Consider the following 10,717-nt stretch of genomic DNA (forward strand, 5'->3'; position numbering starts at 1 on the left):
TGTGTAAGGCGTCGCCGCGCTGCCACATCCTTGACGGACTGTGTCGTAGGTCATATTTTGGGGATTGTTGGCTAATGCTTCCTTGCGAGGAGTAGGGCAGATTTCATCCCGTGCTTTTTAAAGGGAAATTTTTCTGAATAACTTACGGTGCGTTGCATTATTTGCTACGGTTGGCGGCATGACGATTTCAGTAGCAATTGCAGGCGCCACCGGATATGCAGGAGGCGAAATTCTTCGCCTCCTGCTTTCGCATCCTGCGTACTTCGCTGGACAGCTGCAGATAGGCGCGCTGACTGGGCACTCGAATGCTGGACAAAAGGTCTCCGAACTCATGCCGCATCTGCCGCAGCTGGCAGACCGCATAATTGAAGAAACCACCCCAGAGGTGTTGTCCCAACACGACGTAGTTTTCCTTGCCCTCCCGCATGGCCACTCCGCAGAGATCGGGCGCCAGCTGGGGGAGAAGGTAGTGGTCATCGACTGCGCTGCTGACTTCCGCCTTCGCAACAAGGCCGACTGGGATGAATTTTATGGCGGCCAGTATGCGGGTGCATGGCCCTACGGTATCCCCGAGATTCCCGGAAACCGTGCTGCGCTCAAGGGCTCCAACCGGGTCGCGGTTCCCGGTTGTTTCCCCACCACCATTACCTTGGGGGTGCTTCCCGCTGTTGAGGGAAACCTGATTGAGCCGGCTCTCTCCGTCATTGCTATCACCGGCGTATCCGGCGCGGGCAAGAAGGCTTCTGTGGCGCAGCTGGGAGCCGAAACCATGGGCAACGTCAAGGCCTACAAGCCAGGTGGTACCCACCGGCATACCCCCGAAGTGGTGCAGAATCTGCAACCATTTACTGAGGACACAGTCTCGGTGAGCTTTACTCCGGTACTTGCACCGATGCCACGCGGCATCCTCGCAACCACAACCGCGCCTTTGCGGGACGGCGTGACCGCCGAAGAAGTCGCGCAGGTGTTCGCAGATTTCTATGCGAACGAACCATTCTGTTACGTCCTTCCCACGGGGCAGCAGCCTGAGACCCAAAATGTCGTGGGCACCAACATGGTGCACATTCAGGCCCATGTGGATCAGCGTGCACGACGTCTCGTTATCACTGCAGCCTTGGACAACCTCTGCAAAGGCACGGCAGGCGCCGCTGTGCAGTGCATGAATCTTGCACTGGGCTGGGATGAGACCGCCGGTTTGCCGCAAGCAGCACTTGCCCCTTAAGCCTGCAGGCATACCCACCTTTGGCACCTATCTACTCCAGAATCCACCCCCTATTTTCGTCTCGTATTAAGGACTAATCATGACTTCTTCGGCCACTCAGACCGGCGTTACTGCAGCAGCCGGTTTCCGCGCAGGAGCAACCACAGCGGGTATCAAGCCATCCGGTAAATCAGACATGGCTCTCGTCATCAACGAGGGGCCCAACTTTGACGTGGCAGCGGTGTTCACACGCAATCGCGTGGTGGCCTCCCCAGTTAAGGTCTCGCGGGAAGCTGTAGCCGACGGCGTCTTAAAGGCAGTGCTCTTTAACTCAGGTAACGCCAACGCCTGCAACGGCGCCCAGGGTGACCAAGATGCGCGTGCCACTGTGAGCGCCGTCGCCAAGCATCTTGCGCTCGAAAGCAGTGACGTAGCCGTGTGTTCGACCGGTCTCATCGGTGAACCTTTGCCTATGGACAAGGTCCTCAAAGGCATTGACGTGGTGGTCGAGTCAACCGGCACCAGTGCTGAGCACTCGAGCGCAGCGGCGACAGCCATCATGACCACGGACACCGTTTCCAAAGAAGCCGTGACTCGTGGCGAGGGATGGGTCCTTGGCGGAATGGGTAAGGGCGTGGGCATGATGGCCCCGTCCCTGGCCACGATGCTGGTGTGCTTGACCACTGACGCGGTGGCCAGCCCGGAGGCTCTTCAGAAGGCCTTGCAGCAAGCCTCCGACCAGACTTTCAACACCTTGGATGTGGACGGTTCCACCTCGACCAATGACACCGTCATCCTGATGGCATCGGGTGCTTCCGGCGTGGAACCCAGCCAAGAAGAGCTCAACGCGGCAGTGTTGGCAGTGTGCGCTGACATCGCGGATCAGCTCCAAGCAGACGCCGAGGGTGTGACCAAGCGCGTGCGCATCACCGTCGAGGGAACCGGCAGCGACGCACAAGCTCTCAACGCTGCGCGTACCTTGGGCCGCGACAACCTGTTCAAGTGTGCCATGTTCGGCTCTGATCCCAACTGGGGCCGCGTGCTCGCAGCGGTGGGAATGGCCGATGCTGACATGGACCCAGACAACATCTCTGTGTACTTCAACGATCAGCCTGTTTGCCTGGCCTCGACCGGTGCGCTGGGTGCTCGTGACGTCGATCTGTCCGGCGCCGACATCGATGTCCGCGTCAACCTGGGGACAGGCGGACTGGGCAGCGCGTTTGTGCGTACCACCGACTTGTCCCACACATACGTCGAAATCAACTCCGCATACAGCTCATAAAAGGAAAGCAAGGAAATAGTCATGCTTCAGGGGCTCACGAATCAAGATCGGGCCAACGTCCTGGCCGAGGCGCTGCCCTGGTTGCAGCACTTCCGGGACAAGGTCGTGGTGATCAAGTACGGCGGCAACGCCATGGTGGATGACCGACTCAAGGCGGCGTTTGCGGCCGACATGGTCTTCCTGCGTACGGTTGGCGCAAAGCCCATCGTTGTCCACGGTGGCGGCCCACAGATTAATGAAATGCTCGGCAAACTCGGCATCGAAGGCGAATTTAAGGGCGGCTTCCGCGTTACGACGCCTGAGGTTATGGACGTCGTGCGCATGGTGCTCTTTGGGCAGGTCGGCCGCGGATTGGTCAATCTCATCAACTCGCACGGGCCATATGCAGTGGGAACCTCCGGTGAGGATGCCGGCCTTTTCACCGCCACCAAGCGCTTGGTGGACATTAAAGGCGAGCTCACCGACATCGGCATGGTCGGAGACATCATTGACGTCAACCCGGCAGCGGTGATGGACATCGTCGAATCCGGGCGTATCCCGGTGGTTTCGACCATTGCGCCAGGCGCAGACGGCGCGGTTTATAACATCAATGCGGACACGGCTGCCGGCGCACTCGCCAAGGCAGTGGGTGCAGAGCGCATGGTGATCCTCACCAACGTTGAGGGCCTCTACACCGATTGGCCCAGCAGGGACTCGCTGGTGTCGAAGATTGAATGTGGCCAGTTGGAGGCCCTGCTTCCAGGCCTGGACAGCAGCATGATCCCCAAGATGGAATCGTGCCTCAATGCAGTCCGCGGGGGAGTCAGCGCTGCGCACGTTATTGACGGACGCATCGCACACGCAGTTCTCCTCGAGCTGCTGACCATGGGTGGTATCGGAACGATGGTGCTGCCTGACAACTACAAGCGGGAAGACTACCCAGCGGGCACCGTCTTCAGGAAGGACGACAACGCATGAGTAACCTAACAGAGAAGTGGGGCCAGGTCATCACCAACACCTACGGAACCCCGCCGGTGGCGTTCGTATCCGGCAAGGGCGCTACCCTCACCGACGAAGAGGGCAAAACCTACATCGACATGCTCGCTGGCATCGCAGTGAACTCGTTGGGGTACGGGCACCCAGCGGTAGTGCAGGCAGTCAGCGAACAGGTGGCCAAGGTTGGCCACGTGTCCAACCTCTTTGCAAGCGAGCCAGTGGTGAATGCGGCAGGCAAGCTCATTGAACGCATCGGTGACAGGGATGCCCGCGTTTTCTTCTGCAATTCCGGCGCGGAAGCAAACGAGGCGGCATTCAAGCTCGCACGCTTGACCGGCCGCCGCCGGATTCTCGCCGCGCACCACGGTTTCCACGGCCGCACCATGGGTTCTTTGGCCATGACTGGGCAGCCGAGTAAGCGCAAGGCCTTCGAGCCATTCCCCGGCGGGGTGGAGTTCTACACCTACGGCGACATCGACTACCTGCGCACTTTGGTGGAACAGGATCCACAAGATACTGCGGCTATCATTCTGGAGCCCATCCAAGGCGAAACCGGAGTGATTCCGGCTCCGGACGGTTTCCTCAAGGCAGTGCGCGAGCTATGCGATGAGTACGGCATCCTCATGATGGTTGACGAGGTGCAAACAGGCGTTGCACGGACCGGCGACTTTTTTGCGTTCCAGCATGAGGGCGTGCTTCCCGACGTCGTGACGATGGCGAAGGGTTTGGGCGCTGGCCTTCCTATCGGCGCGACCATCGCTAGGGGAGCTGCCAAGGATCTCTTCCAGCCCGGCAGCCATGGCACGACCTTCGGCGGAAACCCTGTATCCTGCGCCGCAGCGAACGCCGTGCTGGATGAAATCGATTCCGAGTTCCTCACTGAGGTCACCCGCAAGGGCGAAAAACTGGCAAAAGGCGTAGAAAAGTCGGGACTCGTAGACAGCACACGTGGCCGAGGGCTTATGCTTGGTGTTGTATTAAATAAGCCGGTGGCTAAGGAAGTCGTCGCGGAGGGGCTCAAACAGGGACTGATTCTGAACGCCCCAAACAAGTCCGTTGTACGTCTGACCCCGCCTTTGGTTATCAGTGACGAGGAGATCGCTTTGGCACTTGAGCGTCTCCTCGCTGTAATGGAGGTATGTGCATGAGTGTGCGGCACTTTCTAGCGGATGATGACTTGTCGCCCGCTGAGCAGGCCGAGGTCCTTGACCTCGCCCTCAAGCTGAAGGCCGAACCATTTTCAGAACGGCCACTCGAAGGCCCTAAATCAGTGGCCGTCTTGTTCGATAAGACTTCAACGCGTACCCGTTTCTCCTTCGAAGCAGGCATTGCCCACTTGGGCGGACATGCCATCGTTACCGAGACCAAGTCCACGCAGATGGGCAAGGGAGAGACGTACCAGGACACCGCGGCAGTGCTTTCGCGTTTTGTGGAAGCAATCGTGTGGCGCACGTATGACCACCACAACTTCCTCGAGATGGCTGAGACCGCCACGGTTCCCATCGTGAATGCCTTGTCCGACGACCTGCACCCGTGCCAGATCCTGGCGGATTTGCTGACCTGCCGTGAGAACTTCGGCGAGCTTGAGGGCCGCAAGGCGGTATACCTCGGCGACGGCAACAACAACATGGCTAACTCCTACATGCTGGGATTTGCCACCGCTGGCATGGAAGTGGGGATTATCGCGCCGGAGGGATTCCAACCCCAGCAGGAATTCGTCGATCGTGCACGGCAGCGTGGCTCCATCACCGTAACGGACTCGCTCGAGGCTGTGCGCGGCGCGGACGTAGTCATCACGGATACCTGGGTCTCAATGGGGCAGGAGGCTGACGGGCTCGATCGCCGTACGCCTTTTATTCCTTATCAGGTCAATGCCGACGTTATGGCAATGGCTAAGGATGATGCTATTTTCCTGCACTGCTTGCCGGCTTATCGCGGCAGTGAGGTTTCCGCCGAGGTAATCGATGGCCCGCAGTCCCGTGTCTTTGACGAGGCGGAGAATCGTCTGCATGCGCAGAAGGCTTTGCTCGTGTGGCTACTCGCTTATAACAAGGAGAACGCTTAAGACATGACCACGACACCAACCACTCGCAATGCTCGCCAGGCCAAGATCCTGGAGATCTTGGACCGCACCAGGGTGACTAGTCAGGTACAGCTTTCTGAGCTGCTCCTCGATGAAGGAATCAACATCACGCAGGCAACGTTGTCCCGCGACCTGGACGAGCTAGGTGCGAAGAAGGTTAAGCGCGATAGCGGCCGCTCCTTCTATATGGTCGGCGGCGAGCTCGAGCAGTTCGAAGACCAAGTGAACGGTCCGCGCGAGAAACTGCGCCGTATGCTTGAAGAACTGGTTGTTTCCCACGATCACTCCGGAAATATCGCAATGCTGCGTACTCCGGCCGGTGCCGCACAGTACCTCGCTTCGTTCATTGATCGCGTTGGGCTTAGCGACGTCGTTGGCTGTATCGCTGGTGACGACACTATCTTTGTTCTCGCACGCGAAGGAACAACCGGGGAAGAGCTGGCCTTAAAGCTTACTTCCCGCGCCATTTAAGTTTTATAGGGTTAGTCGTATAATATTAATTCTACTTCAGTAAAACCCACAGAAATCTGTAAAACCCACAGAAATCTACAGAATCACTCGGACGAAGCAATTCGGACGAGTAACCCTCAAGGAGATTCATCATGACTGCACGCGTAGTGCTCGCTTACTCTGGCGGACTGGATACGTCCGTCGCCATTCCGTACCTGTCCAAGATGACCGGTGGCGACGTTGTCGCCGTCTCCCTTGACCTCGGTCAGGGCGGCGAGGACATGGAGTCCGTACGCCAGCGTGCACTCGATTGTGGTGCGGTTGAGTCGATCGTCATCGACGCAAAGGACGAGTTTGCCGAGGAGTACTGCCTGCCGACCATCAAGGCAAACGGTATGTACATGAAGCAGTACCCGCTGGTATCTGCAATCTCCCGCCCGCTCATCACCAAGCACCTGGTCAAGGCTGCTCAGGAGCATGGCGGAACCCACGTTTCCCACGGCTGCACCGGTAAGGGCAACGATCAGGTCCGCTTTGAGGTTTCCTTCCGTGCTCTCGATCCTTCCCTGGAAATCATTGCTCCTGCACGTGACTACGCATGGACCCGTGACAAGGCCATCGCCTTCGCTGAGGAAATCAACCTGCCAATCGAGCAGTCCGCATCCTCGCCATTCTCCATCGACCAGAACGTATGGGGCCGCGCAGTGGAGACCGGTTTCCTGGAGGATCTGTGGAACCCGACGACAAAGGACCTCTACGCCTACACCGAGGACCCAGCACTGGGTAACGCTCCGGATGAGGTTGTCATCTCCTTCGAGAAGGGCAAGCCAGTAGCTATCGACGGCAAGCCGGTCACCGTCCTGCAGGCAATCGAGGAGCTCAACCGCCGCGCAGGTGCACAGGGTATCGGCCGTTTGGACATGGTCGAGGACCGCCTGGTCGGTATTAAGTCCCGCGAGGTCTATGAGGCCCCAGGTGCAATCGTTCTCATCAAGGCACACGAGGCTCTGGAAGACGTCACCGTCGAGCGCGAGCTGGCGCGTTACAAGCGTCTGACTGACGCTCGCTGGGCCGAGGAGGTCTATGACGGTCTGTGGTACTCCCCGCTGAAGCGCTCCTTGGATGCATTCGTCGAGTCCTCCCAGGAGAACGTCTCGGGCGATATCCGCATGGTTCTGCACGCAGGCACCGCTACCGTAAACGGTCGCCGCTCTGGCCAGTCGCTGTACTCCTTCGATCTGGCAACCTACGACACAGGCGATTCCTTCGACCAGACTGCAGCCAAGGGCTTTGTCCAGCTGCACGGCCTGTCCACCCAGATTTCTAACCAGCGTGACCGCGACGGCGGTTTCCCAACCGGAAAGTAAAAATGCACAAGACCAACGAGGGCGCACTGTGGGGTGGCCGCTTCTCCGGCGGCCCTTCCGAGGCGATGTTTGCCCTGTCCGTGTCCACTCACTTCGACTGGGTGCTGGCACCTTACGACGTCCTAGCATCCAAGGCGCACGCCAAGGTTCTGCATAAAGCAGGGCTGCTTTCCGACGCCGACCGTGAGACCATGCTTTCCGGCTTGACCGAGCTGGGGGAGAAGGTGGCCTCCGGAGAGTTCGGCCCGCTACCGACCGACGAGGATGTGCACGGCGCCATGGAGCGCGGGCTCATTGACATTGTTGGCCCAGAGGTAGGCGGACGTCTGCGTGCTGGTCGTTCCCGAAACGACCAAGTGGCTACGTTGTTCCGGATGTGGGTGCGTGACGCAGTTCGCGACATCGCTATTCAGGTCACCGACCTGGTTGACGCGCTGTCCAAGCAGGCGGCTGCTCACCCGGATGCCATCATGCCGGGCAAGACGCACTCGCAGGCCGCGCAGCCGATTCTTCTCGCGCACCAGTTGCTGGCACATGCCCAGCCGCTGCTTCGCGACGTCGATCGCATCCGCGACCTAGACAAGCGCCTTGCGGTTTCCCCGTATGGCTCGGGCGCCCTCGCTGGTTCCTCGCTGCACCTGGATCCAGAGGCGATCGCAGAGGAACTCGGCTTCGATTCCTCCGCAGAGAACTCTTTGGACGGTACTGCTTCTCGTGACTTCGCTTCTGAGACCGCCTTCGTGTTGGCTCAAATCTCGGTGGACATGTCGCGCCTGGCCGAGGAAATCATCTATTGGTGCACGCCGGAATACGGCTACGTCACCTTGGATGACGCATGGTCAACCGGTTCATCCATCATGCCGCAGAAGAAAAATCCCGACGTCGCCGAGCTGACCCGTGGCAAGACGGGCCGTCTCATCGGCAACCTATCCGGTCTGCTTGCGACGTTGAAGGCACAGCCTTTGGCCTACAACCGCGATCTGCAAGAGGACAAGGAGCCCATCGTCGATTCGGTGGCCCAGCTCAACCTCCTGCTGCCCGCTATGACCGGTCTGGTCTCCACCCTTGTCTTCCACGAAGACCGCATGCGTGAACTTGCTCCGCGTGGCTTCACGCTGGCTACCGATCTAGCTGAGTGGATGGTGCGCCAAGGTGTGCCGTTCCGAGAGGCGCACGAAGCATCCGGTGCCTGCGTTCAAATTGCAGAGAAGCGGGGAGTGGATCTGGTGGATCTCACCGACGAGGAACTCGCCGGCGTCGACAAGCGCCTGCTGCCTGCCGTGCGTGAAGTCCTCACCATTGACGGTGCTGTGGCCTCCCGCTCGACCAAGGGCGGAACCGCCGGAGTGCGCGTTGCCGAACAACGTCAGCGCGTGGACGAGCTTTCCGCGCAGTCCCGCGCGTGGGCTCAGACCCCGGTTATTCCGGCCAACTAGCCTTAACCTTGCCGGCCATCTCGAAATCTTCGGGGATGGTCGGCTTTTCTTTGTTTGTTAGTTACCTCCGAGGTATTCGCGGGCCGACGCCGCCCTCTGTAGTGCGGAGATGTAGGATGAACGCCATGAGTCTTGATCCACAACTGCTAGAGATTTTGGTCTGCCCACAAGACAAGGGCCCGTTGACCTATATCGAGGACAAAGAAGTTCTGGTCAATGAGCGTCTAGGCGTGGCCTATCCCATTGAGGACGGAATCCCAGTGATGCTCGTTGACCATGCGCAGGCTTGGCCTCCGTACTCCGCACACGAGTCCTAATTTTCAAAGCCGCAGCTTTGCGGCAAGTCCTAGTACAAGTTGCACGTGGTTCGTGTTCTTCGAGCACAACCTTCTAATCAAGAAAGTCTTTTATGAATATCATCGATGAGCTGTCTTGGCGCGGCCTCATTAACCAGTCCACCGATCTCGAGGCTCTGCGTGACGAGTGCGAGAAGCCCATCACGCTGTACTGCGGATTCGACCCAACTGGCGACTCACTGCATGCGGGCCACCTGGTGCCGATGATCATGCTGCGCCGTTTCCAGCAATTCGGCCACCGTCCGATCACTGTGGCCGGCGGTGCCACGGGCACCATTGGTGACCCTCGAGACGTGGGGGAGCGTTCCATGCTCAGCATGGAGACCATTGAACAGAATCTGCAGGCAATCCAGAAGCAGCTGCGCCGCTTCGTAGACTTTGAGGGCGACAACCCTGCGATCATGGTCAACAACGCGGATTGGACCATGAACATGTCCGTCATTGAGTTCCTGCGCGACGTGGGAAAGAACTTCTCCCTCAACACAATGTTGGACCGCGACACCGTGAAGCGTCGCCTTGAGTCTGACGGCATCTCTTACACGGAGTTCTCGTACATGCTTCTGCAGTCGAATGACTACGTTCACCTGCACCGCGAATACGACTGTGTGCTGCAAATTGGCGGTGGCGATCAGTGGGGCAACATTGTCTCCGGTGTTGATTTGAACCGTCGTATGGATAACGCCAAGGTTCATGCACTGACCGTGCCTTTGGTAACTGATGCATCGGGCCAGAAGTTCGGTAAGTCCACCGGTGGCGGCAAGCTCTGGCTGGATCCGGAGAAGACCTCTGCTTACTCTTGGTACCAGTACTTCCTTAATGCAGGCGATACTGTGGTCATCGATTACCTGCGTTGGTTTACCTTCCTCACCCAGGAGGAGATCGCAGAATACGAGAAGGCCGTGGCCGAAGAGCCATTCAAGCGCGCTGCTCAACGCCGCTTGGCGCAGGAGATGACGAACCTCGTCCATGGCGAAGACGCCACCAAGGCTGTGGAGCTTGCGGCACAAGCGTTGTTCGGCAAGGCCGAGCTGAGCGACCTGGATGAGAAGACTCTGGCAGGTGCACTCTCTGAAACCACCGTTGCAGAGATTGGTGAGGGCGAGCCGCGTACTGCCGTTGACTTGCTTGTTGCCTCTGGCTTGGCAGATTCCAAGGGTGCTGCACGCCGCACCATCAAGGAAGGCGGCGCATACATCAACAACCAGCGCGTTGAGTCGGAAGACTGGGAGCCATCCTCGGAAGACCTGCTGCACGGTGCTTGGTTGGTGCTGCGCCGCGGAAAGAAGAACTTCGCTGGCGCTCGTCTTGCGTAGCGCTCGTTAAGAGGAGTTGAACAACCCCTTCACAGCGTGCGTTGAAAACCGTCCACCATCGGTGGGCGGTTTTCGCTTTTAAGCAGGCGATTTGTCAAGTGTTGTAGCCGTGCGTATATTAATTCGAGTCGCCGCGGCAAGCGGATGACACGGAGATTAACACCGGGTTGACAAGTTCTAAACATGTTGACTAGGATGTGAACTCCAGCCGTTCGAAGGAAAGTGCTTCATAGAAGCAGTTGAATTCGATACGA

10 protein-coding genes are annotated in these 10,717 nt (G+C 58.6%); all 10 read left to right on the plus strand.

All coding sequences use genetic code 11. The features are described 5' to 3' along the window. Positions 1–178: 178 nt before the first annotated feature. A complete protein-coding gene (argC, locus tag CHU71_RS06440) occupies positions 179–1,222 on the plus strand; it encodes an N-acetyl-gamma-glutamyl-phosphate reductase (RefSeq protein WP_046646849.1) in 1,044 nt (347 codons plus the stop codon). Positions 1,223–1,301: 79 nt separating this feature from the next. Then, positions 1,302–2,483: a bifunctional glutamate N-acetyltransferase/amino-acid acetyltransferase ArgJ gene (argJ, locus tag CHU71_RS06445; RefSeq protein WP_147760510.1), complete on the plus strand. Its 1,182-nt coding sequence runs from the start codon at positions 1,302–1,304 to the stop codon at positions 2,481–2,483. Positions 2,484–2,504: 21 nt separating this feature from the next. Beyond that, positions 2,505–3,440, plus strand: a complete 936-nt coding sequence (argB, locus tag CHU71_RS06450) for an acetylglutamate kinase (RefSeq protein WP_147760511.1) — start codon at positions 2,505–2,507, stop codon at positions 3,438–3,440. Further along, positions 3,437–4,606 carry an acetylornithine transaminase gene (locus CHU71_RS06455; RefSeq protein WP_147760512.1) on the plus strand — a complete coding sequence of 390 codons (1,170 nt, stop codon included), beginning with the start codon at positions 3,437–3,439 and terminating at the stop codon, positions 4,604–4,606. The genes argB and CHU71_RS06455 overlap by 4 nt, the downstream gene beginning before the upstream one ends. Next, complete coding sequence (gene argF, locus CHU71_RS06460; protein WP_046646852.1) at positions 4,603–5,523, plus strand: ornithine carbamoyltransferase; 921 nt, start codon at positions 4,603–4,605, stop codon at positions 5,521–5,523. The genes CHU71_RS06455 and argF overlap by 4 nt, the downstream gene beginning before the upstream one ends. Positions 5,524–5,526: 3 nt before the next feature. Then, positions 5,527–6,012 carry an arginine repressor gene (locus CHU71_RS06465; protein ID WP_005529353.1) on the plus strand — a complete coding sequence of 162 codons (486 nt, stop codon included), beginning with the start codon at positions 5,527–5,529 and terminating at the stop codon, positions 6,010–6,012. Between the two features lie 131 nt (positions 6,013–6,143). After that, complete coding sequence (locus CHU71_RS06470; RefSeq protein WP_005529355.1) at positions 6,144–7,358, plus strand: argininosuccinate synthase; 1,215 nt, start codon at positions 6,144–6,146, stop codon at positions 7,356–7,358. A 2-nt stretch (positions 7,359–7,360) separates the two neighbouring features. Beyond that, positions 7,361–8,794: an argininosuccinate lyase gene (gene argH, locus CHU71_RS06475; RefSeq protein ID WP_147760513.1), complete on the plus strand. Its 1,434-nt coding sequence runs from the start codon at positions 7,361–7,363 to the stop codon at positions 8,792–8,794. A 116-nt stretch (positions 8,795–8,910) separates the two neighbouring features. After that, a complete protein-coding gene (locus CHU71_RS06480) occupies positions 8,911–9,111 on the plus strand; it encodes a Trm112 family protein (RefSeq protein WP_005529360.1) in 201 nt (66 codons plus the stop codon). Positions 9,112–9,203: 92 nt separating this feature from the next. Beyond that, positions 9,204–10,463 carry a tyrosine--tRNA ligase gene (gene tyrS / locus CHU71_RS06485; RefSeq protein ID WP_147760514.1) on the plus strand — a complete coding sequence of 420 codons (1,260 nt, stop codon included), beginning with the start codon at positions 9,204–9,206 and terminating at the stop codon, positions 10,461–10,463. Positions 10,464–10,717 lie beyond the last annotated feature (254 nt).

The sequence above is a fragment of the Corynebacterium sp. LK14 genome (genome assembly GCF_008042215.1).
Lineage (GTDB): Bacteria > Actinomycetota > Actinomycetes > Mycobacteriales > Mycobacteriaceae > Corynebacterium > Corynebacterium striatum.

What these genes read in the sequence shown, in the direction of transcription:
- argC (WP_046646849.1), top strand. Translation starts at nt 179, where the DNA reads ATGACGATTTCAGTAGCAATTGCAGGCGCCACCGGATATGCAGGAGGC.
- argJ (WP_147760510.1), top strand. Translation starts at nt 1,302, where the DNA reads ATGACTTCTTCGGCCACTCAGACCGGCGTTACTGCAGCAGCCGGTTTC.
- argB (WP_147760511.1), top strand. Translation starts at nt 2,505, where the DNA reads ATGCTTCAGGGGCTCACGAATCAAGATCGGGCCAACGTCCTGGCCGAG.
- CHU71_RS06455 (WP_147760512.1), top strand. Translation starts at nt 3,437, where the DNA reads ATGAGTAACCTAACAGAGAAGTGGGGCCAGGTCATCACCAACACCTAC.
- argF (WP_046646852.1), top strand. Translation starts at nt 4,603, where the DNA reads ATGAGTGTGCGGCACTTTCTAGCGGATGATGACTTGTCGCCCGCTGAG.
- CHU71_RS06465 (WP_005529353.1), top strand. Translation starts at nt 5,527, where the DNA reads ATGACCACGACACCAACCACTCGCAATGCTCGCCAGGCCAAGATCCTG.
- CHU71_RS06470 (WP_005529355.1), top strand. Translation starts at nt 6,144, where the DNA reads ATGACTGCACGCGTAGTGCTCGCTTACTCTGGCGGACTGGATACGTCC.
- argH (WP_147760513.1), top strand. Translation starts at nt 7,361, where the DNA reads ATGCACAAGACCAACGAGGGCGCACTGTGGGGTGGCCGCTTCTCCGGC.
- CHU71_RS06480 (WP_005529360.1), top strand. Translation starts at nt 8,911, where the DNA reads ATGAACGCCATGAGTCTTGATCCACAACTGCTAGAGATTTTGGTCTGC.
- tyrS (WP_147760514.1), top strand. Translation starts at nt 9,204, where the DNA reads ATGAATATCATCGATGAGCTGTCTTGGCGCGGCCTCATTAACCAGTCC.